Annotated in this window: 20 protein-coding genes; 16 read left to right on the top strand and 4 right to left on the bottom strand. The window is 45.7% G+C overall.

The window, feature by feature from the left end:
• Positions 1–7: 7 nt before the first annotated feature.
• On the bottom strand, positions 8–874 hold the full coding sequence (locus tag B5Z18_RS26825; protein ID WP_079472638.1) for an alpha/beta fold hydrolase: 867 nt from the start codon (positions 872–874) through the stop codon (positions 8–10).
• A 170-nt stretch (positions 875–1,044) separates the two neighbouring features.
• Between B5Z18_RS26825 and B5Z18_RS26830 the strand changes: the two genes are divergently transcribed.
• The 13 genes from B5Z18_RS26830 (at position 1,045) to B5Z18_RS26890 (ending at position 20,129) form a co-directional block, all read left to right on the top strand.
• Positions 1,045–1,626 (top strand): RNA polymerase sigma-70 factor, encoded by a 582-nt coding sequence (locus B5Z18_RS26830; protein ID WP_159454444.1) that lies wholly within the window; start codon positions 1,045–1,047, stop codon positions 1,624–1,626.
• Positions 1,627–1,801: 175 nt separating this feature from the next.
• Positions 1,802–2,965: a FecR family protein gene (locus B5Z18_RS26835; protein WP_079472640.1), complete on the top strand. Its 1,164-nt coding sequence runs from the start codon at positions 1,802–1,804 to the stop codon at positions 2,963–2,965.
• Between the two features lie 212 nt (positions 2,966–3,177).
• A complete protein-coding gene (locus B5Z18_RS26840) occupies positions 3,178–6,540 on the top strand; it encodes a TonB-dependent receptor (RefSeq protein WP_159454445.1) in 3,363 nt (1,120 codons plus the stop codon).
• Positions 6,541–6,552: 12 nt separating this feature from the next.
• A complete protein-coding gene (locus tag B5Z18_RS26845) occupies positions 6,553–8,109 on the top strand; it encodes a RagB/SusD family nutrient uptake outer membrane protein (RefSeq protein WP_079472642.1) in 1,557 nt (518 codons plus the stop codon).
• A 15-nt stretch (positions 8,110–8,124) separates the two neighbouring features.
• Entirely contained in the window at positions 8,125–9,234 is a 1,110-nt protein-coding gene (locus B5Z18_RS26850; RefSeq protein WP_079472643.1) for a hypothetical protein, read from the top strand.
• Positions 9,235–9,349: 115 nt separating this feature from the next.
• Complete coding sequence (locus B5Z18_RS26855) at positions 9,350–10,288, top strand: DUF6528 family protein (RefSeq protein ID WP_159454446.1); 939 nt, start codon at positions 9,350–9,352, stop codon at positions 10,286–10,288.
• Positions 10,288–12,195, top strand: coding sequence for a beta-N-acetylhexosaminidase (locus tag B5Z18_RS26860; RefSeq protein WP_079472645.1), 1,908 nt, complete (start codon positions 10,288–10,290; stop codon positions 12,193–12,195). The genes B5Z18_RS26855 and B5Z18_RS26860 overlap by 1 nt, the downstream gene beginning before the upstream one ends.
• A 3-nt stretch (positions 12,196–12,198) precedes the next feature.
• Entirely contained in the window at positions 12,199–15,321 is a 3,123-nt protein-coding gene (locus B5Z18_RS26865; RefSeq protein ID WP_079472646.1) for a glycosyl hydrolase, read from the top strand.
• A 183-nt stretch (positions 15,322–15,504) separates the two neighbouring features.
• Positions 15,505–16,071, top strand: coding sequence for a Crp/Fnr family transcriptional regulator (locus B5Z18_RS26870; protein ID WP_079472647.1), 567 nt, complete (start codon positions 15,505–15,507; stop codon positions 16,069–16,071).
• A gap of 63 nt (positions 16,072–16,134) precedes the next feature.
• A complete protein-coding gene (locus B5Z18_RS26875; RefSeq protein ID WP_079472648.1) occupies positions 16,135–16,968 on the top strand; it encodes an alpha/beta fold hydrolase in 834 nt (277 codons plus the stop codon).
• Positions 16,969–17,312: 344 nt separating this feature from the next.
• The gene (locus tag B5Z18_RS26880; RefSeq protein WP_079472649.1) at positions 17,313–18,320 is read left to right on the top strand and encodes a bestrophin family protein; all 1,008 of its coding nucleotides are present in this window, start codon (positions 17,313–17,315) and stop codon (positions 18,318–18,320) included.
• Positions 18,321–18,355: 35 nt separating this feature from the next.
• Positions 18,356–19,027: a succinate dehydrogenase cytochrome b subunit gene (locus tag B5Z18_RS26885; RefSeq protein ID WP_079472650.1), complete on the top strand. Its 672-nt coding sequence runs from the start codon at positions 18,356–18,358 to the stop codon at positions 19,025–19,027.
• 61 nt (positions 19,028–19,088) lie between these two features.
• Entirely contained in the window at positions 19,089–20,129 is a 1,041-nt protein-coding gene (locus B5Z18_RS26890) for an SMI1/KNR4 family protein (protein WP_079472651.1), read from the top strand.
• A 79-nt stretch (positions 20,130–20,208) separates the two neighbouring features.
• Here B5Z18_RS26890 and B5Z18_RS26895 read toward each other — a convergent pair whose 3' ends face one another.
• The gene (locus B5Z18_RS26895) at positions 20,209–20,958 is read right to left on the bottom strand and encodes a hypothetical protein (protein ID WP_079472652.1); all 750 of its coding nucleotides are present in this window, start codon (positions 20,956–20,958) and stop codon (positions 20,209–20,211) included.
• A 108-nt stretch (positions 20,959–21,066) separates the two neighbouring features.
• Positions 21,067–21,444, bottom strand: a complete 378-nt coding sequence (locus B5Z18_RS26900) for a hypothetical protein (protein ID WP_079472653.1) — start codon at positions 21,442–21,444, stop codon at positions 21,067–21,069.
• Between the two features lie 304 nt (positions 21,445–21,748).
• Between B5Z18_RS26900 and B5Z18_RS26905 the strand changes: the two genes are divergently transcribed.
• Positions 21,749–22,420 (top strand): class I SAM-dependent methyltransferase, encoded by a 672-nt coding sequence (locus tag B5Z18_RS26905; RefSeq protein ID WP_079472654.1) that lies wholly within the window; start codon positions 21,749–21,751, stop codon positions 22,418–22,420.
• A gap of 33 nt (positions 22,421–22,453) precedes the next feature.
• Here B5Z18_RS26905 and B5Z18_RS26910 read toward each other — a convergent pair whose 3' ends face one another.
• Complete coding sequence (locus tag B5Z18_RS26910; protein ID WP_079472655.1) at positions 22,454–22,819, bottom strand: DoxX family protein; 366 nt, start codon at positions 22,817–22,819, stop codon at positions 22,454–22,456.
• Between the two features lie 139 nt (positions 22,820–22,958).
• Here B5Z18_RS26910 and B5Z18_RS26915 point away from each other — a divergent pair, with 139 nt between their 5' ends.
• Together B5Z18_RS26915 and B5Z18_RS26920 are read left to right on the top strand one after the other, a co-directional pair.
• Entirely contained in the window at positions 22,959–23,297 is a 339-nt protein-coding gene (locus B5Z18_RS26915) for a winged helix-turn-helix transcriptional regulator (protein ID WP_079472656.1), read from the top strand.
• A gap of 27 nt (positions 23,298–23,324) precedes the next feature.
• Positions 23,325–24,209, top strand: coding sequence for a hypothetical protein (locus B5Z18_RS26920; protein ID WP_079472657.1), 885 nt, complete (start codon positions 23,325–23,327; stop codon positions 24,207–24,209).

Consider the following 24,209-nt stretch of genomic DNA (forward strand, 5'->3'; position numbering starts at 1 on the left):
AATTCATTTACTTGCTTATCAAAAAAGTACTAATAAGATGTAACACCTCGTCAAAATTTGTTTCCAGTACCATATGGCTGCCATCGATAATATGCGTCTGGGCGCGGGGTAAGTCCTTCTGATAACAATAAGCTTCCTCCACGCCAAAAAATACATCATATTTTCCCCATATAATTAAAGCAGGAGGTTGGTGAACACGGAAATATTCCTGGAAGACCGGGAACATGCTGATGTTATTCCCGAAATCACAATTCAGCTCAAACTGCATATCAATATTACCGGGGCGCTTCATAAGCTCCCAATCGAGTCTCCATAATTCAGGGCTGACACTGGATAGTAGCGCTTCGGGCACCCCCGCAGTATATTGCATTTTTACGCCTTCCTCACTCAGGAAGGCAGCAACTTTTTCTTTCTTTTCAGGGGTGGGGTTTTGCCAGTAGTCTATGGTTTCATCCCATTGCGGGCCAATACCCTCATCATATGTATTGCCGTTTTGTACAATTATCCGTTCTATCTTTTCAGGGTGGTTTACGCATAGTCGCAAGCCAATAGGGCAGCCATAATCGTGAAGATAGATGGTGAACGACTTCAGGCCGATCACGTCTGTAAACTTATTAATATATGCAGATATATTACCAAATGAATATTCAAAAAGATCTTTATCCGGGAATGCGCTGAATCCAAATCCGGGGTAGTCAGGAGCCACCAGGTGAAACCTGTCTGACAGGGCTGTCATCAGATTTTTAAACATTACAGATGAGGTCGGGAACCCGTGCAAAAGCAACAGGGAAGGGTGTTTCCTGTCGCCGGCCTCCCGGTAGAAAATATCGATACCGTCAACTTTAATGGATCTGTTAAGAATCTGCCTGCTCATATTTGGAATATTTGTAGATCAGAAATGGAGCTTACTACCAAAGATAACCGATAATAGCCTCTTTAAGAATTGGCATCTGCCGCGGTATCTTTTCTCCTAAATATTATCTTTTCATGTACAGATACAAAAACTCGATTTATTTTTATATTCTTGTGTACCATACCAATCACATGACTCAGTACCGGCAACAAACTGATGCAGATTTGATAATGTTCCTGCGCGAGGACAAGGGCGATGCTTTTACTGAAATTTACGACCGCTACTGGAAGAAATTGCTGGCCATTGCATATCATCATTGCAGGGATAAAGTAATTGCAGAAGAAATAGTGCAGGAAGTTTTTATCGGCCTTTGGAACAGGCGGAAGGAGCTTTATATCGATAACGTAAATGCCTATCTCGCTACCGCAGTGAGATTATCTGTGTTTAAACAATATGTGCGGCAGAAGCGGAGGGATGAGATAAAAGAACAGGCCGCCGATCCCATCATTACCACCTGGGATGAAGAAAAGATCTACACCAGGTTCCTGCAGCAACATATTAATGGAATAGTAGAAGTTTTACCGGAGAAATGCCGCCTGGTGTTTAAACTAAGCCGGGAAGAAGGACTAAGTATACCGGAAGTAGCCCAAAGAATGGGCATTGCCGAGAAAACGGCCGAAGCGCATCTTACCAAAGCATTGAAAGTACTGAAGGTTAAGTTGAATCGCCCCTATTTATGGGTGATCATAATCGTTAAAATGTTACTTTCTTAATTTCTTCAAAAAAATTCCTCCGCTCACTAAGGGTAAAGATCAACCTCATGGTACATCTCTGTGTAACTGTAATATCCATATTATGCCGGGCAAGGTAGCGCATAAAAAATATTTCCCCCGCTAAGGGTAAAGCTGAAGTTATGGTACATATCTGCATAAGGATAAAATTTATACGTTGAAGGACAATATATATCACCTGATCGAAAAATACCTTGCCGGCACCATTACACCGGCAGAAGAGGCGCAGTTAATGGCCTGGTACCAGGATCATAATCAAACCGATGTTGAATGGCCGTCAGAAAATGCGGATGAAGAAGAACAGGTACGTTTGCGTATGCTCCTGCGTATGAATCAGCAAATCAATACCCCTGTAACCAGATCCGGCACTACCAGGCGCCTTTGGTACCTGTCTGCTGCTGCATCTGTACTGCTTATCGTGGGATTTGCCACCTATTTTTACTACACTCAGATTCACCGTTCAACCCGCCCGGCTGTTATAGCCCGGGATGTTAAAGACATTGGTCCCGGAGGAAACAAAGCGATACTGACCTTGGCTAACGGTGATAAGGTAGTGCTGGAAGAGGCCAAAAACGGGCTCATATCCCAGCAGGGCAACACCTCGGTGAATAAGACCGGCAGCGGCAGCCTGCTTTATAATAAGGAGGCCGGTAGCACCGCTGCCTCCATCGTTTACAATACCCTGAGCACGCCCTATGGCGGCCAGTACCAGATGACTTTGCAGGATGGCACCAAAGTGTGGCTCAACGCAGGTTCCTCACTGCGTTTCCCTGCATCCTTTCCCGGAAATGAAAGGAATGTAATACTTACCGGTGAGGCATATTTCGAAGTGGCTAAAGACAACGCCCGGCCATTTTTTGTAACGGTAAATGCCGGATCAGGAGCGCCTATGACCGTAAGGGTATTGGGAACGCATTTTAATATTAATGCCTATCCTGATGAACAACACAATATTGTTACGCTGCTTGAAGGCGCTGTAAAAGTAGGTTGCGGCCAGGCAAATGCCTTGCTGGCGCCTGGTAAGGAGGCAATATTAAACAGGACTTCCGGCAAAATCAATATAAAAGACGGAGATACAGAAGGTGCTGTTGCATGGAAAAACGGCTACTTCTTATTTGAAAATGAAAAAATAGAAAGCATCATGCGGCAGATCAGCCGCTGGTATGATGTAGAAGTCAGCTATCAGGGCGATGTTTCAGGAAAAGCTATTGGCGGTAGTTTATCGCGGTCAAAGAATGTTTCCGAAGTATTAAATATGCTGGAATTAACAGGTACCGTACACTTTAAAATAAACGGAAGGAGGATCACAGTTATGCCATAAAAATCATCTGCAAAAGCAGGGGCAGTAAAAAACCGGGAGCGTTCCAGCGCCCCCGGATAGTTTGAGCTTACCCTGCGAAAAACAAATTTCGAAAGCTATTGTAGTCACAGTTTCTGATTATTAAACCCAAACAATCAAATGTAATGAAATTTTACATACCTGACGTGTGCCCAAAAAAAGCCGGCGCCACGTATAAAAAATTCCTGTTGATTATGAAACTTACCTTTGTTTTAATGATCGCAGCGTTAATGGAAGTCAGCGCCTCCGGTTATGCCCAAAAGGTTACGTTATCAGCCAAACAGATCACTCTCCGGGAAGTATTCCGTCAGATCCGCAAGCAAACGGGTTATAATGTTGTGTGGAATGTTGAAATTTTAAAAGATGCACAGCCGGTAGCCTTACAGGTAACCAATGCCACTGTGGAAGAAGTACTGCGGAAAAGTTTCGCCAGTCAGCCCTATACCTATTCAATTCATGAAAACACAATCGTGGTAACGCGTAAACCCGAACTAACAGTGGTTAACATGACCATCAAAGGACGCGTTACCGATACCGAGAATCACCCGATACCCGGCGTTGCCGTAAGGCTGAAAGACTCCCAGATCGGAACTGCCACGCAAGCTGATGGTACCTATACGCTCAGTGTGCCTGATGGAGGCGGCGTGTTGTCATTCAAATACCTGGGTTACACCCCCAAAGAAGTACCGATCAATGGGCAGACTGTTATCAATGTGCAGCTCGAACAATCCACCTCACAGCTTACCGAGGTAGTAGTTGCTTATGGCAAACAAAGTTCGCGCGAAATTATAGGCTCGGTAGCAAAGCTATCTGCCACTGATATTAAAGATCAGCCAACGGGTACTTTCGCGGAAAGGTTGCAAGGCAAGCTGCCGGGCGCCCAGGTAGCGCAAACTACCGGCCGGCCAGGGCAGGGGATGGACCTGCGCGTACGCGGTGCCGCATCATTTACCTCCAGCGTGCGCCCATTGGTAGTGGTAGACGGACAGCCTATGCCGGCTAACCCCGATAACATCAACAACATTAACCCCGACGAAATCGAGTCGTTTACTATTCTGAAAGATGCCGCCTCCACCGCTTTATACGGTTCACGCGCCGCCAACGGTGTGATAATCATTACTACCAAAAGAGGGAAATCCGGCGCTACGCAAATAAATTTCAATTCCTATTACGGCACCGCCTCAATGATGCGTGAACTGATCCCGCCGGTTATGAACGCCACGCAACTGGCTACTTACATGAAAGGTTTTTATGAAGATAAGATCAAATACGAAGGCTACACCGGCGGTATACCTGCGGTATATCAGAACCCTGAACAATACGGAGAAGGTACGGACTGGTTCAGCGTGCTGACCAGGAATGCGCCTGTGCAGAACTATAGCCTGTCTATCAATGCAGGTAACGATAAGGCTGCCTACAGTATCGTGGCTGGCTATTTTGACCAGCAGGGTATCCTTGTAAATACCGGCTATAAGCGTTTTTCATTGCGCGTGAATGGTGATTTCAACCCTGGCAAGCGGGTGAAGGTGGGCTTTGGTGTTGCACCTTCTCTGCAACTGGAGCATAACAACAGGCAGGGGGACGGCTTTAACGTGGATGGCCAGCGTGCTATTTTTGCATCTGCCTCCATGATGCCTACAATGGGCTCTCCTTACAACCCGGATGGTTCGCTGGCCCTGGGTATTTCAGGGTTTACCAACCAGTTTGTATGGGCCAACCCGCTGAGGCAACTGCTCGAAGTGAAAGATGACGCTAACCGGTTACGTGTATTGGCCAATTTGTTTGCAGAAGTAAAAATTACCGATCATCTCACCTTCCGCACATCTGGTAGCGCCGACCTTGGAAACATGACCCGCAACAGGTTTATTCCATCTACTTCAATAGGCGGCTTTAACGCAATACCTATGGAAAATCCGCCGCCAGGCAATAACACTGCTTTGGGGGAATCAATAGTTAATAATGATTACTCCTGGCTGAATGAAAATACATTGAACTACCGGCGGCAATTTGGTAAAGATCATTCACTGGATTTACTGGGTGGTTTTACCGTACAGCGGTCTACAGGTTTTGCAAGCGATATGGTTGGCCGCGATTTTCCGGATAACAGCGTTTCTTATTTAAGTGCTGCTACCCGTTTTACTACCAATACTTCCAGCTTTAATGCCTGGACAATGGCATCGCTTCTGGGTCGTTTAAACTACAGCTATAAAGAACGCTACCTTTTGCAGGCTACCATCCGGAGAGACGGGTCGTCACGTTTCGGGGACAATAACAAATGGGGTACCTTCCCTTCTATTGGTGCAGGCTGGATAGTGAGTGATGAGTCCTTCCTCAAAAATGTGCCGAACCTGAGTTTACTGAAACTAAGAGCCACCTTCGGTTTAACCGGTATGAATGAGATAGGTAACTATACCACCGTACCAGGTATTAGTAATGCCAATTATACTTTTTCAGGCGGCCTGGCTCCTGGAAAAGTACAAACCAGTTTGGGTAACCCGAACCTGGCCTGGGAACGTAACCAGCAATTTGATGTAGGTTTTGATCTGGGTCTGTTTGACAACCGGATTAACTTCTCTTATGATTATTATAATAAGCTGACGACTGGATTGTTATTCGTACTACCTGTTCCGCAATCTTCGGGTTTTTCAACCGTGCAGGATAACCTGGGAGATATCAGCCAATGGGGACATGAGTTTATTGTAAGCACTAAAAACCTGGTTGGAAAACTTAAATGGAACACAGATTTTAATATCTCTTTTAACAGAAATCTTGTTAAAAGAATTGGGTTAAATAATATTTCCTTTGCCGACAACCCGACAAGGACATTATCTGAATTCACCGACTACCGGACACTTGTTGGTAAGCCTATCGGCCAGTTTTATGGATATATATTTGACGGCATCTTCAAAAATCAGGCGGAAGCCGACGCCGGACCTAAATATTATGGAACCGGCACCACTACGCTCTCCCAGGCAGGAACAGTGAGGTTTAAAGATTTAAACGGCGATGGCAAGATCACTTTCCCGGATGATCAGACTGTGATCGGAGATCCTAATCCCAAATTTATATTTGGTTTAAGCAACACCTTTCAGTACCAAAACTTCGATCTGAATATCGCTATATCAGGTACTTACGGCAACAAGCTGAAAAATGGTATGCAGGAAAGTACGTACAACCTGGACGGCGTGTTTAATGGTCCGCCGGAATTACTCGATCGCTGGCGCTCCGAGGCCAATCCGGGTAATGGAAAAGTGGCGCGTACTTTAGCTAACACCACCGGGGCTTACCGTACCGATAATACGCTGTTTGTTTATGATGCTTCCCATCTCACAATCAACAATATCACACTCGGGTATATGCTGAGAAAATTCAGGACACCTGTTATCAAAAGCTTAAGAGTGTATGCATCAGCACAAAATGTATACATCTTCACCAGTTACCCGGGCAACCCCGAAGTAAGCGCAGGTGGGCTGGCATTTGTAACGCAGCAGGGGCAGGATCTTGGTGCTTATCCACTGCAAAGAACATTTACGTTTGGCTTGAATCTCGGTCTTTAAAAATCAGTAAAAATGAAAAAGATTTCCTGTTTAATATTAGTGATACTGAGTTTGGTGGAGATATCCTGTAAGAAATTTCTCTCCGAAGTCAATCCCAACAATGTAACATTGGGCAACTACTTCAAAACCCAGAACGATTATGATCTGGCCGTGAATGGCGCCTATAGCCAGTTGCGTGGGCTTTATAATAACAGAAGCGCCTGGGTAATGGGCGAAATGCGTTCAGATAACACGCACTACGATTATAAATCATCTGACCAGGCAGTAGCCACCGTAAACCGTTATGCCGTAGCAGATTTTCTGGATGATAAATATAATAACCAGACACCTCCAAAGTGGAATTTAGGTTTTAATGCCATATCAGCAGCAAATGTGATCATAGATCATATTGATGATATTAAGTTGTCTGATGCCAATCGCAATGCAATCCTGGGCCAGGCTAAGTTTATCCGTGCCCTGGTGTATTTCGACCTGGTGCGTTTTTATGGCGGAGTACCTATCTATAAGCGTGCGCCGCTTAGCCGTGAAGAGACTTACATCCCGCGCTCTTCCGTGCAGGAAGTGTATGACCTGATCGTTGCTGATGCTACCGATGCAGCCGCCAAACTGAGCGCCACCACTTTTCCGCAAACCGGGCGCGCTACAAAGGGTGCGGCACTCACCCTGCTGGGCGACGTATATCTTACCCTGAAAAAATATGACCTCGCTGAAGGTGCTTTAAAACAGGTAACTGCAATGGGCTATGCGTTGTTTTCAAGTTATGGCGATGCATTTCAGCTGAATAATAAAAACGGTAAGGAATCTATATTTGAGATCCAGTTCAACACCGGGCTGGCCGTGCCACAGGCTAACGTAGAGGCATCTGTTTACAATTTTTTACCGCGTATGGTTAACACTACCGTGGTCACTGGCGTAAACTTTAACAGCGTTACCACGGTAGGTGGCTTTAACACGCCTACACAGGACCTGATCAGTGCATATGAATCGGGCGATCAGCGCCTCGATGCCTCCATCGCTATAGCAGAAGGCACATTCAATGCCACCGATGATTTTACAGCTACTGCGGTTAAATCAGCCGTTGATTATGTTGCGCCGGCAGGCAAAGTAGGACGGCCGTTTCCAAAAAAATACCTGCATACGCATACGATCGGTAATCAAACCAATGATAACTGGCCGGTTTACCGCTATTCAGAAGTTCTATTGCTGCTGGCGGAAAGCCTGAATCAACAGGGCAAATCAGGTGAAGCATTGCCTTATCTGAACGCAGTAAGAGAACGCGCCTTTGGGGATGCGTTGCACAATATCACCAGCACCAACCAGGCAGCATTGCAAACAGCTATTTTAAAAGAAAGAAGAGTGGAACTGGCCTTTGAAAATAAACGCTGGCTCGACCTGGTGCGGACAGGCAACGCTATCACCGTGATGAATGCCTTTGGTGTTCAACAAAAGGCGAAGTATAGTTATCTGCAGGCAGGAAGTTATAATGTTACCCAGAACCGGCTGCTGTTTCCGATACCTAATGCAGAAGTATTACTGAACGATAAACTTACTCAGAACCCAGGTTACTAACTAAAACTCACAGTCATGAAAAACATTATGATGAAGGCGGGTAAATCCTGCCTGCGATCTACCTGTGTGAATTGGAAAGCAATTGTATTCGCTTTACTCGTAGTTTCCTGTTCCCGGCGGACAGATCAGATACAAGTCGAAGATCAATCGCCGGAAAAGGTGCAACCCAAAACAGAACTGGCCACCTGTTGCTGGGTGGCGATTACCAATGAAGTTCCAAACACCATTGAGGTGTATGATCCGGCGGATGCTGCCTGGACTACGCCTAAATGGACCTGGAAACCCACCACTGCACTGTCGTACAATGCCACCAGTGAAATACCTCTCTGGACGGCGCCTACAGACATCAAGGTGAGGAACAATACAACATTTGCAGGTACCGCGCAGGTGATTACCGCCACTTCCTACAGGTTGGCCACCATAGCCCGTTACACAGGTACGGGTACTAAAGGGCAGAAGCTGTGGGTAATGGGTTTTAACGACACCACCAGCCTGCATGCAATGGAAATACTGCCTGATGGCAACTGTGTGGTTGCCAGCGCCGGGAAAACATGGCCGCAGGGATGGATCCGTATCTATTCATCATCACAGCCATCACCCAATCATGGCGTATACACACAATACTTTTACACCTCCGTTCATGCAGTACTTTGGGATGCCACGCACCAGGTGCTCTGGGCGCTGGGAAATTCGCTGAGAAAATACTCCTATAATCCTCCCGGTTCCGGCGGCACCATCACAAACCCTAAGTTGCGTTTGGATACTTCTTATGACACTTTGCCAAGCCCCTGGGGGCACGACCTTGCGGCCGATGTGAATAACCCGGACCAGTTGCTGGTTACCACCAATGGAGGTGTTCATATTTTTCATATATCCAGCGAAACCTTCAGTGACATGCCTGGAGCGGCATATGGAACCTTTACGAAAGCTATCAGCAGTCAACCCGGACAAAATACGCTTATAGAAACGCGACCCAGCACTGGCTGCCCGTTGTATCCCGCCAGGGATTGGTGTACCTCCGTGGTTAATTTTTATAATGCCAGCACCGGAGCAGCCACAGGCTCCCGTACTGTAAGCGGAGCCGCTATTTATAAAGCGAAAGCATTTGATCCAAACTATTATTGATACGATGAGAAGAATAATATGGATAGGTGCTGCTATTGCTTTGGCTATTTTTCAAGTGGCCTGTAAAAAATCAGGAACCAATACAGATCCCGGTCCCACAAATAATCCGCCAGTCGTGCAGTCCTATCCTGGACTGCAGCTGGCATTAACCAATGATGCCTCTAAGCAGATAGAGATTTATGATCCGATGATCACAGACTGGAATTCCGCGGACGCAAAAAAGTGGAGATGGTCGCCTACCACGGCACTGGGTTTCAGCGCAAATGAAATTAAGAGCTTTGGCGGCGGCACCGATTTCAAAGTGCGGAAAATGAAAATCTGGCAGGATGCCAGCTATGCAGTGATCAGCGACAACAGCATGGCGGCGTTGATTGGCTATCCATCCGGACAGCGGGTATGGTCAAAAGTGATCGGTGGCAACCTGCATTCGGCAGAACTGTTGCCCAATGGTAACATCGCCCTCGCGGCGTCTGATGCTAACTGGATCAGGGTGTATGCTTCTTCACAGGGAGCTGATAACAACACCTACGCGGAGTTTACGCTGGGCGCGGCACACGCCGTATTATGGGACCCGTTGATTAATGGATTATGGGTTACCGGCCAGGACTTATCCGGCAATACACACATCCTCACTGCACTGGCTGTTGGCGGCACTGCTGCCAACCCCGAATTAACGGAACTAAAACAGTACCGCGTTACATTGCCTTCTGCCTGGGGCCATGAAGTAAGCGCATACTATGGCAATACCAACCTGTTATGGGTCACTACCAACGGAGGGGAATATGTCTTTAATAAAACTACAAAAACCTTTTCCATGTCACCCACAAACAACCTGACCTTTGTAAAAGGCATGGGGAACCAACCCAGCGGGCAGATTGTACTGGTGCGGCCCGACGCAAATAAAAATCCGCGTCCTGCCATCAGTTGCCCGCTCAATAACTGGTCTTCCAGCACAGTTGATTTCTATACATCAGGCGGGGATTGGCAGGGATCGAGAATAGTGAACGGCGCCTGTTTCTATAAAATAAAAATAGTTTACGACAATTATCAGTAATGTACTTTAGCAAAAAGATATATACCTGTTGCCTGGTGTTACTGGGCTTTGGTGCCGGCAGAAGTGTTGCGCAGCAGGCCACACCGGCGCTGATTCCTATGCCGCGTTCTGTAAAAATGGATACGGGCAGCTTTCTCTTCAACGCCAATACACTGATCCGGACAGATGTTCCCGAAAAGCGCGTGGTTGAATATTTCACAGATCGTTTGTTCAGCACCTGGAAGTTCAGCAACAAGGTAGTAACAGGTACCACGGGCTCGCAGCCGGAACTGTTCATCACTACCACTGGTGCGGAACAACTCCCCGCAGAAGGATACCGGCTGTCGGTAACACCAAGCCGCATTACTCTCACCGGCAGAAACGCGGGCTTGTTTTATGGCATGCAAACCTTGTTGCAGTTGTTGCCCGCATCAACAAACGGAACGGCAGCCATTCCTTGTCTTACCATAGAAGACGCTCCCCGCTTCGGTTACCGCGGACTCATGCTGGATGTTTCCCGGCATTTCTTTACGGTAGAACAGATCAAAGACCTGCTGGACCTGATGGCTTACTATAAACTGAACCGTTTTCACTGGCATCTTACCGACGACCAGGGATGGCGGCTGGAAATCAAAAGTTGTCCTGAGCTAACGAAAGTGGGCGCCTGGCGTGTGCCACGCATCGAGTTCGGCGGCAATACCCTGCCACCACAACCCGGCGAAGCCGCCACCGATGGCGGATTTTACACCCAGGAGCAGGTGAAGGAAATTATCCGTTACGCTGCTGAAAGACACATCGATATACTGCCTGAAATAGACGTGCCGGGTCATTCTATGGCCGCCATAGCAACCTATCCTGAGCTGTGCGTTACGCAGAATCGTGATATCAAAGTGAACCCTGGCAGCAGCTTCGCCAAATGGTTTCCCTCGGGAGGTTTTGAAATGTATGTAGATAATTCCCTTAACCCCACGGATGAACGGGTTTACAAATTTCTTGATAAAGTGTTCGGTGAGGTAGCGGCATTATTCCCTTACCCCTACATTCATGTTGGCGGAGATGAATGTTACAAAGGCTTTTGGGAGAAAAGCCCTGTTGTGCAGCGTTTCATGAAGGAACACCACATCAATGATACCCATGAGCTGCAAACTTATTTTATTTCAAGAGTGAATAAGATTATTCAGTCGAAACACAAAAAACTGATTGCCTGGGATGAAGTAGCAGCAGGCAATGCAAAAGATAGCATCACGGTGATGAACCGGTTTGGTGAGAAGGGCGCCATTGAGCAAATAAGAAAAGGGCTGGACATCGTACTGGCGCCCAGTCGTAACGGGCTTTATTTTGATTATGCGCAGAGTGCTTCGGATCAGGAACCATCCAGCCACGGAGGCAATGAGCCGGTATGGAAAGCCTATCAGTATAACCCGGAATACCCTGCATTGTCCGGAGATGAACGTAAACACATTATGGGCGTGGAAGCCTGCATATGGACGGAAAACATCCCTGATGTTTCGAAACTCCAATATATGATGCTGCCACGTATGCTGGCGCTGGCGGAAACAGGATGGTCAGATGAAACGGCCAAAGACTATCCACATTTCGCCGGCACAGCATTACCATTACACCTGGAGCGCTTCGATAAAGCCGGTATCAACTACCGCGTGCCCACAGTTTTTAATTACACGGATTCAACAATAATAACCGGTACTTTCAGGTTTGAAGTGCAACCACCTGTACCGGGAGCCAGGATATTTTATACACTGAATAACCGTCCGCCGGGCGACTATGATCACGAATACCAGGAACCCGTAACCATTACGGTTCCCAGGGGGAAAACAATCACGCTAAAAACCATTGTTATCACTCCCGCAGGCCGCAGAAGTGTTATCACACGTACCGTACTGGATAATAACGATAAACTGAAAAAATAACCTATGCTAACAAATATCCGCCTATTCTTGTACAGTGCTTTGCTCCCCGCTGCTATATTTATTTCTTCCAATGCCAATGCACAACAGCCATTGGAACGTTTTGAAGAGGTTGCAGCGGGGTTTAAAAGCCCTGGCAGGGATTATGGCACAGTACCATTCTGGGTATGGAATACGAAAATCACCAAAAGAAATATCGATTCCATGCTGAATGATTACCGGAAAAATGACTTTGGCGGCGTGATCATTCATCCACGCCCCGGGTTAATTACGGAGTTCTTATCAAAAGAATGGTTTGATTTATTTGAGTATGCCCTTCAGCAGGGAAAAAAGTTAGGGCTGAATATCTGGATATACGACGAAAACTCATACCCTACAGGCTTTGCCGGCGGATTAGTGGGAGAGCAAATGCCCGAAGCCTACAACCAGGGTCAGATGTTGTATATGGAAGAAGCAACCCGGTTGCCTGATGATCTTTCTGCTTTCTTTTTATTTCTTAAAGAAGAAAATGGATCTTATAAAGATGTAACGAGTAATTTGAAGGAAGAAGAAGGGAAAACCGGGCATTACCGGTTATTCAAAAAAGTAAATTATCAACGATCCAACCGGGGCTCGGTGGCAGGTCCTATTGGCGTGTCTTATGTAGACCTGATGGCCAAAGGCGTTACGGATAAGTTCATCGATATTGCATACAAAAGTTATGAAAAAGTGGTGGGCAATGAATTTGGCAAAACCATCAAAGGCGTTTTCTCTGATGAACCCACCATCATCAACGAGGGCCGCAACTGCGTACGCTGGACACCTGATCTGTTCGACCGGTTTTATAAAGACTGGCACTACGATCTGAGGTTACATCTGCCGTCCCTGTTTAAAGAAACAGGTGATTGGAAACGGGTACGCCATAATTACTACCAGGTTCTGCTGGAACTATTTATCGACCGGTGGTCTAAACCTGTGTCAGCCTATATGAGTGCTCATCAGCTTACCTGGACGGGGCATTATTGGGAACATGGTTGGCCAAGCCCTTATCACGGGCCAGATAACATGGCCATGTATGCCTGGCATCAAATGCCGGGTATTGATATGCTGTTCAACCAGTTTAATGAAGATAAACCGGTGCAGTTTGGCAATATACGCGCCGTCAGGGAGCTGGGGAGTGTGGCTAATCAATTGGGTAAAACACGTACCCTGTCTGAAACCTATGGTGGCGCTGGTTGGGAGCTTACCTTCAAGGATATGAAACGCCTGGCCGACTGGGAGTTTGTATTAGGAGTTAACTTCCTGAATCAGCACTTATCGTTTATGACGCTCACGGGTGCACGTAAATACGATTATCCGCCCAGCTTCTCTTATCATGAACCCTGGTGGCCCTATTACCGTTTCATGAATCATTACTTCACACGGTTGTCTTACCTATTATCCAAAGGACAACAGTACAACAACATCCTGGTAATTGAACCCACCACTTCGGCCTGGATGTATTACGCCAGGGATGCGGAAAACAAACGTTTCTTCGATATCACCAAAACTTTTAATGATTTCGTGACAAAGATGCAGCGGTCGCACCTGGAATATGATTTAGGTTCAGAAAACGTGATCAAAGATCATGGCCGTGTTGATGGCAATAGCTTTGTAGTAGGACAACGGGCTTACAAGGTGGTAGTGATTCCGCCGGGTATGGAAAGTATCAACAGCGCCACCTTCCGTTTACTGAAAGACTATATCGCAGCCGGGGGAAAGGTGATTTGTTTTGAACAATTAAGATTAGTAGATGGAGCAGTGAACAATGAACTTTCCATCATCAGCCAGATCCCGGAAATGAAACCGGATCTGTTCCATAATGAAGGCTTTAGCATCTCAGGATTAAAAGGCGACAGCATTGGTGGTAACATTTATCATCAGCGCCGTAAACTGGCCAACGGGGAATTATTGCTGTTAACCAATGCCAGCATGACCGGAGCCTCTTCAGGCAGCATCCACATGCGGGGACAGGACGTGGTACAGATGGATATGAATTCGGGAAATATTTCCCGCATTAACTATTCGCTGCATGATCAGGAGGTGCATTTCGACTTTAATATCCCGCCCGCCGGAAGCCAGGTGCTGTTTATTGCGGATAAGAAATTACCGGAATATAAAATAAACGCACCAGCCGCAGAATGGGCTACCGTGAACGCTTCCGCGACAAAAATAAGCAGGCCGTTTGATAACAACCTGACGATTGATTTTTGCGATCTTCATTTGCATAAGCCGGATTCAAACTATACTAGTATACACGTAGGCGTAGCTTCCAATACGGCTTTCAAACACCACGGGTTTACGGATGGCGTAGGCAACCCCTGGAATAACCGTACCCAATTTAAACAGGCGATTGTAAGCCGGGATACTTTTTCCACTGGTACCGGGTACACAGCTGTCTATCATTTTAATATAGCCGCCGGTGTTGATTTCCGGAATTTCAAAGCGGTAATAGAGCAGCCGGAACTTTGGCATGATGTAAAGATTAATGGCGAGTACATTAAAAATGAACCCGGGCAATGGTGGCTGGACCGCTCCTTTGGCGTGTACCGGATTGGCCGCTATTTAAAAACCGGGGATAATGAACTGGCTGTAACCGTTTCCCCTATGAGCGTTTATGCTGAAATTGAACCGGTTTATATTTTGGGAGATTTCAACCTGGAAGCGGCATCACGCGGCTGGAGCATCGTTAAACCGCAACCATTACAGTTTGGTTACTGGGATAAGCAGGGACTACCTTTATATGGCCACGGTATCACCTATACGAAAACATTTACTATAACAGAGCCGGGCAAATCATACGCCGTGGAATTAGGTAAATGGAAGGGAACGGTGGCAGCGGTAAAGGTCAACGGGGTACTTGCCGGCGTTATCACTGCTGAACCCAACAGGCTATCTATCGGGGAATTCGTGAAAAAAGGAACTAATAAGATTGAAGTAACCGTAACCGGTAGTCTGAAGAATGTTTTAGGACCATTTTACAACAAACCTGCGCCAGGATTGGTTGACCCGGGTAAATGGTACAATGTGAAAACGCAGCCGCCAGGGAATGAATATGATATTTACGATTATGGACTAACAGAGGATTACGGGATTAAGGTTATGCGCTGAGATTAGTTTGTGTCATTGTAAATGACCGGCATTTGTCCTTTCCACTTATTCCAGGTGATATCATCTGTGATAAGCCTGGTTATGCAATGAGGTATCCTGTCCAAAATTCATTTGCGCAAGATAATGAATCTGTTTATTTTCATATTTGCCGGGAATTTTAGTTAAAATGAAGAGGACTATTTTATGGAGCGATATGAATTTTTCAGACAATTTCACGACATCAGTATAACAGACTATCATTTGCTGACTGATTGCCTTAGTACCAGGTCGTTTAAGAAAGGGGAGTTCATTACCGTTCCCGGACAGATCCAACGGGAGCTTTACTTTGTAAAAAGCGGTGTCCAGATGTCTTATTTTGACACCGGCGATAAAATCTATACCCTTGCCTTTACCTATTTCCCGTTTTTATGTGCCATAGCAGAGTCTTTTTCGTTCCAGGTACCTTCGAAATACTTTTTAGTTTGTTTGACGGACAGTGAACTGGAGTACATCACCTACAACGATCTGCAAACAGTGGTTAACCAATCGCAACAAATAGAAAGGCTCTTCAGGCGAATGACGGAAGCCATGCTGGCAGGTATGATTGATCTCCATATTGAACTGCGTGCAATGACTATTGAAGAACGATACAAAACATTTTGCCGGAAAAGCCCGCACCTGCTTCAGCTTGTGCCGCACAAGTACATCGCCTCTTACCTGGGTATAGACCCCACTAATTTCAGCAAGCTGTTTAACAACGTGATATTCTGATGTTGGTGCACACCAAGATTTGTTTGCCGGCAAGTTCAGAACTTTGGAAGCAAATAAACAGGTATGCAAACGAACAAAACAATTATTTCTTCCAATAACACGACAGACAGCTGTGGTAACTATGCAGAGGTCAACGGACTAAAGATGTATTATGAAATATATGGTGAAGGAAAACCGCTGTTATTGTTGCCCGGCGCGCTTTCCGGAATCAGCACTGCATTTGGGAAGCTGATTCCTTTACTTGCCACAGAAAGGCAGGTCATCGCTGTTGAATTCCAGGGATATGGCCATACAACTGATGTCCCAGGTCGTCCACTTTCCTATGAACAACTTGCAGATGATGTGATGGCATTACTTGATGTTTTGAATATCACTCAAACAGATATTTTCGGGTATAGTACAGGTGCCGGAGTGGCTTTGCAGGTAGCTATCCGCAAACCTGGTGTGATCAGGAAACTTGTACTGGCTTCTGTTAGTTACAACAGCAACGGACGTCATCCGGATCTTAAAACCCTTTTTAGCCCGGAAGTGATGGAGGTAGCTCTGAAGGGGAGTCCATATGAAACGGAGTACATGAACACGGCCGCGAATCCCGGAAACTGGTCCGTACAACTTGCCAAAGTAAGGGCGTTTGAACAAACAGTGCAGGACTGGCCTGAGGACGAAATCAGAAGCATTAAGGCGCCTGCCCTGATTATTGCCGGCGATGCGGATATTATTCAACCAGCGCATATTTTAGCCTTGTACAAATTATTTGGTGGCGGGAGCTTAGGTGAGTTATCAATGCCTGCTTCACAACTGGCAATATTGCCGGGAACCATGCATACAGCATTAACACAAAAAACAGATTTATTGATGGCAATGATCCCCGGTTTTCTTGATCAGGATCACGGATAAAGCAGCGCCTTGTTATGCATTAACCCGTTGGGTGAAATTAAGTGATTTAATTTCACCCAACGGGTATTCTTACCACGGACTGGCATTACCTGGCAACTTGCTCCTGGCCGGGTAGTTTCCGTTCACTTACGGGCTGCCACGTTTCATTCCCGCGACCAGGAAACCCGGCATTTCCGGGAGTGAACCAGGTAACAATTACACTATATTTCGTGTATACGAAAGTGAAATAACGAAATATCGTGTAATTTTTTTGCTGGTTAGAAGATAATCACCTGATTTCTAATGAATTTTTTTGCTGGCCTGTTGATTGTAAATTGACAATACCAAACAGAAAGACTAAAAATATGCATGGAGGTAAATCATACAAATTCGGGGAATTTCTCTTCTGGACACGAAGAAAGGTATATGTACTGCTGGTTATAAGCATTGTACCGGTGATACTATACGAAACATGCGGCCTGGAATGGATCAGTATCCCCTGGACGGTAGTAGCGCTGTTGGGCACTGCCACCGCATTTACCGTTGGGTTCAAAAACACACAGACCTATAACCGCACCAATGAAGCACAACAGGTTTGGACATCTATCGTGAGCCTCAGCAGGTCATGGGGGATATTCAGCAGGGATTTCTTCTCCAATACAGCTACAACGCGGGAGCTGATCTATCGTCATATGGCCTGGTTAACGGCGCTTCGCTATGAAATGCGGACACCACGCACATGGGAAACAATAGACCGGAAGCACAATACAGAGTACCAACGGTTTTACCGTGTGGCAGAAAGGGAAACGCCGTTAGACAAGGAGCTGGCAAAATATCTTTCCGGCCAGGAACTAAAAGAGGTGTTAGCGGCCAGTAATACTGCAGCCCGCATTTTGGCGAACCAGGGCAAATTATTGCGGAAAAGTTTTGATGAGCAGCAGATGCAGATTGCACAGTTTCTTGAAATGGAGAAGGGACTCAAAGAGTTTTATATCAGCCAGGCTAAAAGCGAGCAGGTGAAAAATAGTCCGTATCCGCGGCAATATGCCGTGGTTAACAGTTTTTTTATCAGGATCTTTTGCCTGCTGCTGCCGTTTGGATTGCTGAGGGATTTTGATAAGCTCAATGAGTTGGTGGAAGGAGCTGTAAAAGGACATATGGTATGGCTCGTGGTTCCCTTCAGCATCATGATTTCCTGGATGTATACCTCGCTGGAACAAATTGGCGAAAGCACTGAAAATCCTTTTGAAGGCAGCGCGAACGATGTACCGCTCACCAGTATATGCCGCGATATTGAAATAGAACTGCGTGAACTGCTGGAAGAAAAAGACCTTCCACCGAAACTATATCCTCAGCATAACATCCTTCTTTAGTCCCGGCTTTAGCCGGTTAAAAACATTATTATATCATGAACTGGTTTATTACATTTTTGTCAAGTTCTATCGGTAAGAAATTCCTCATGGCAACAACCGGGCTGTTTCTGATCAGCTTTCTCGTGGTGCATTGTTTCGTTAATGCCATGATCTTTTATAACGACGGTGGTCAAACCTTTACCCTTTGGGCGCATTTTATGGCTACCAACGTGGTAATCCGGACAATTGAAATTGTATTGGTGCTGGCGTTTATCGCGCACATTGTACAGGGCTTATGGTTATGGAAGAAAAACAGGGATGCCCGGCCTGTGAAATACCGTGTAAACAAACCGGGCGCCAACAGCACCTGGTATAGCAGGAGCATGGCATTGCTGGGAACGGTCATTTTGTTGTTCCTGGTAGTGCATACTTCCAATTTCTGGATTCCCAACCGTACAAATCAGTTTCTGCATGGAGAGGAGCTGCCGTTGTATGAAATGATGCTGGAAAAATTTCATCATCCGGTAGAAGTTGTGATATATCTCATTGGCTGTTTCTCGCTTTTCTGGCACTTATTGCACGGGTTCAAAAGCGCTTTTCAATCATTGGGCCTGAATCATGTGAAATACAATACGCTCATCAGGTACAGCGGTATTATATTTTCCATTATAGTGCCGTTTATACTGGCCATGATGCCGGTAGCTATTTATCTGCACTGGATAGGGTAATTTTAGTATGAATGCGCTATTTTTGACCAGGTGAATAATTTTAAACGAAGATTTTTCCATTATGAAGATAATCGGGAGAGAAGAACTGGAGCGGAAGTTATTTGAAGAAACGGATGGGATAAAGTTTTCCCGTCATAAAGATAAATTGATAAAGCTTTTTGCAGAATCGGAGCGGGAAGCTGTGATACACGCATTCATGCAGTATGCAAGGGAGGGCGGATTAAAACATTGGCGTGGTTTCCTGATGACAGATATTCTCGGCCTGGTGCAGGAGGGCGAATCGGCTTATGCATCATTTTTTAAATGGGCGCTTACCGATCCGGCAACGGCCTACTGGGCGGTTGATGGATTTCTGAAAACAGCCGGGCCGGAAGCTTACCCCTTACTGGTAACAATGGCAACTGATGAAGCCGTGGAATTGGCCGTCCGTGCAAATGCCATCAAATGCCTGTCGGTACACAGCCAACAAACATTCGACAGTGGCCTCCCTGCTGATCCCGGTTATTGGAAACCTGAGCAGTTGCCCGTTCAGGCGTTGTTGCAGTGGCAGGAGGAAGGATATCCCCAGGGCATAGGATACGCGCCGCCGGTAACGCACCCTGCATTGCTGGAGCCGATAACGCCATTGGAAAACCTGGCCGCAAAGCTTGAAAAGAAACTGGCGAAACTGCGGAAGCAGCGCTATGATAAGGCCAATCCCGATAATCACCTGGTGGTGGCCAACGAAAATGACCTGGTGCGTATTACTGAAAAATGGACGTTACCGGAAACATATGCGTTATTCCTCAGAAATTTTTCACCGCTGCATGTACAGATTGATGGCGACAGCTTTGAGCAGGGACTACATCTCTACGGCGCACAGGAGCTGATAGCGCGTCAATCCGGATATTCGATGAATACCGTTACCAATGAGGTTATACCGGAGTGGCCCCTGCATCTGTTGGTAATCGCCGATGATGGTGGTGATCCTTACTGCCTGGATTTGTCGGTGATCAGCAATGGAGATGCTCCTGTATTATACAGCCAGCATGGCATAGGGTACTGGGAGTTTGAGAAAGCGGCCGATAGCTTTATAGATTTTCTTAAGATACTGACAAAGTAAAAAATGCAATTATTACTGAATAAGAAAAAGCCTTCAAATCGTTAGATCTGAAGGCTTTTTTTCTGAAAGCAGATAGTCATTAAAACTTAATCAGCAGTTTTTCCGAGATCAGCTTATTATCTTTATAATATTCAAAATACCAATCTCCGTTCTTCTTCAGCACTATTCCATGAGATGCCTCGTTATCGGCAATAAAATAATCCTGTACGGAAGTTTTAAATAATGTCAGTACTTTTTTCGGAGAGGTGTCAATTAACTGATATCCGTTAGCGGTTGCCTGGGCATATAACGTGCCGGCAGCTTCCTTTGTTTCTGCAACGGCAGGTGTTGTAGTAGCGGCAGGAGTGGGAGCCGGGGCTACTGCCGGGGCAACGGCCTGCTGGGGCGCTTCACTAACAGTTCCGTCATACGCGTATGGTACATCATTCAGTGAGGTAAAGGCGTCTCTTAAAGCGAGGTTATAGGAAGCGGCAAATTCTTTCTCCCTGCTTTTACCTTCTTTACTTTTAAAGATGACATTACCTTTGCAGTCCTTTAGTAAAAGTGTAAGATTGGTAACAAACAGTCCTTTTTTCTGCACTACATCAGCATTCAGGGCATTGCATCTATTGCCGGCCAGTTCTTTTGGTATTTCTGAATTGTCGAAATAAACAGTAAACCCTTTTTCTTCCAGCAGCGCTTTGGCTACGGTGTTTAATCCATACTGGTTATCTTCCCGCGAAAAATTAAATCTTTCCGGTATCACCACATATTTGTAATTATTGATCGTATTCTGGGCATACCCGGAAAATGAAATGAATAAAAGAATGATGAAGGCGTATCTTTTCATAAAGCATTATGTGTTCTGATTACGACGAATATATACAAAATAATTATCAAAATCAGCAGAATCCCGGAACGGGAGAATGCACCGTTCCGGGATTGTTTACACAAAATATTATCTGCCACAGTCTGCAGTCCAGGACCTGCCGTCCCTTGCAAAGCCTATTATAAGCTTGTCTTTATTAATTGTTATAAGGCCGGTACCTGAAGAGCCAACGCTTATCATCGTGTTATCGTCTTTCTTTTCAAACTGCACACCAGTAAGATCAGGGATACCGTCGGAGAACCTGAAATCATACCGGGTACCAATTTTTGTGACGAAAACGCTGCCATTGTCCTGGGAGATATTTTTTTCAGAGTCAACATACCCGATCTTTCCCCTGAAAGTACCGGCAAAGATATCAGTGTCTGCAGGATCGGTGTCTTTACTACAGGAAACAAAAAGGATGGCTGATAACAACAACACTCCAATGATGCTAAGAATCGGTTTCATAAACAGTTTTTTAGGTTATTCAATACAGATTTAAATACAAAAATGCAATTAGCATACCAGAAGCGCTCTTACCCGGGGTGCCTCTTCTATATATCAGGCTATCACCGGTATTTGGGTGAAGTGATACACAGAATGGGTATGTATATGCTATGATACAACCCTTTTGAGCCCCGGAAAGGGACGGAAACATTATATTTCGTAATTTGTAAGAAGCAAAAGGAGCCTCCCGCGCAGAGGGCGCTTAATAAAATGAGTGTAGTCGGTTTGCTGAAGCCGGCGATTACAAAACCATCAAAAACAAATCATGGATCAATCAACAAAAATAACTGCTTCCTGGCACGCCAATGCCCATAACTGGATTGCATCCATTGATAACGCAGAAATTGAAACCAGGATACTGGTAACCAATGATGCTATTGTGAACACAATTTGTTCCCACAATATTCAGTCAATATTAGACATCGGCTGCGGCGAAGGATGGCTCACCCGTTGTTTGCAAAACAAAGGAATCGTGGCCTTTGGTGTAGATGCTGTCAGCGCTTTAATAGAAAATGCCATTGAAAAAGGCGGGAATCACTATGCGGTAGCCAGTTTCAATGACCTGGCTACAGGTAAATATACTATCGGAAACAGGCCGGACGCAGCTGTCATTAATTTTGCACTGCTGGATAAAACAGATTCGGAAACACTGTTGAAGAATATAAAGAAATTGATTGTTCCCGGGGGACTGGTGTTTATTCAAACATTACACCCATCTGCAATTGTGCAGCAGGAACCCTATGTTGCCGGGTGGAAGGAAGGGAGTTGGAAAGGTTTGAAAAGAGATTTCGAACAACCTTATGAGTGGTACTTCAGAACATTGGGGGCGTGGGTATCGCTGTTCAGCGAAGCAGGATTAACTATCCGGAAAATAGAAGAACCGTTGCATCCTCAAAGTCAAAGCCCGGTGTCCATCATCTTTGTATTGAAGGCATAAAAGAATTTGGTACTTCTATTCCCCGGAGTGTCATCATTTGTTTAGCGGCAGAAACATCTCTTTTGATTTTAGAAACATGGAGATCCAGAGTATCGCCAGGAATACAACGGAAGCAGTGGGCTGTCCACCGGATATTTCCAGGCACAGGGCGCCACCGAAATAACAGCTTGCCAGCAGGAACCCGGTTTTATTGGTTACCGGGTAAAGCAACAGCGCCGCAATGATCAGTTCAGTTACACCAAGTGCTTTTATATAGTTGCCAAATCCCGATTTTGTCAGGAACTGCATCACTGATTCCGGCTCCGCTCCAATTAGTTTCATTACTCCTCCTATCACAAGCACTATAATGGGAATGGCCATCAGTACCATGGATAGGATACGCTTCGTTTTAGCTGTCATCGTTATTTTTTAAAGCTGTTATCAATTATGCAGCAAAAGTATCTACATTTGCTATACTTGTGATAGTACTATCCCGTTGGATAGCGCTATCCGATCGGATAGTAACGTGAAAACATCGTTTGAATAAAAGGATAAAAAAATGCTGACAAGGGAAGGATGCCCACATAGCGTATTGGCTATAAAAGATGCTTTGGAAGCCCTGGAAGGCAGATGGAAGCTGCTTATCATGCTTTCTTTATCTACCGGGAACAAGCGTTTCAAACAAATATCAAAAGAGGTAGGTGGTATTACGGATAAAGTACTGTCAAAAGAATTGAAAACGCTGGAAGCAAACAAACTGATAAAAAGAGAAGTGCATAATACTTTTCCTCCCACGGTTGAATACTCAATCACCCAACATGGCACCTCTATCGAAAAAATACTGGATTCACTGCATGATTGGGGGATGGAACACAGAAAGCAGGTGATAGGAAAGTAAATTGCTAATAGCGATCCCACGGCAAAGATGACCATTTTTGAGCTACAACTGTATATCGCCGAAACAGAGAAAAATCCGGCACTCTACCAGGAGCATGAATTTGATAAGCGTATAGAGGCGATAGACTTTATCGATTTCCAGGTTCTCGGCCGGATTGATGAACTCCTGCCGGGAACGGATCAACCGGATCAGCTGATCTTACTCAGGAACCGCGCTGAAAAGGTAAAGGCTAAACTGGAAGAAATTGATGTTACCCTCTTTCAGCAACTTCAGCAAACAATCAAAGCAGCCGGGTATACTACGAACGGGTTCAAAAACCTGGTGAATGAATACGTGGATACCAGCTCTGAAGAAACAGGCTATGATAACCTGGATATCTTTATCAACGGATTATCTCATCTTCAAACGATGCCGGAGCAAACCAGGGAGCTTGAACCTGAAATGGTGTATTATCAGAAAACCCCGGCCAGGATCGTGTTTGAACTTGCAGAGAAAGCACATTTCGTAAAAGAAGATATCTTTTTTGATATCGGCGCCGGGCTGGGACAGGTAGCGATCCTCGTACATCTTCTTACCGGAATCCCCACCAGGGGAATAGAGTTGGAGCCGGCTTTCTGCGATTATGCAGGGGATTGCGCTGCAGCACTCTGTCTGCCGGATGTTATATTCACAAATGTGGATGCGCGGGAAGCAGACTATTCGGAAGGAACGGTATTTTTTATGTTCACACCTTTCAGGGGAGAAATTATGCAGGAGGTTTTAGCGATCCTGAAAAAGGAGTCGCTGCAAAGAAAAATAAAAATCATTACCTACGGCCCCTGCACTGCCAGGGTAGCATTGGAAAGCTGGCTGTATTTTGCAACCCCGGAGGATAACAATATGTATAAACTGGCTGTTTTTAATAGTTACTGA

The sequence above is a fragment of the Chitinophaga ginsengisegetis genome (assembly GCF_900168065.1).
Taxonomy (GTDB): Bacteria; Bacteroidota; Bacteroidia; order Chitinophagales; family Chitinophagaceae; genus Chitinophaga; species Chitinophaga ginsengisegetis.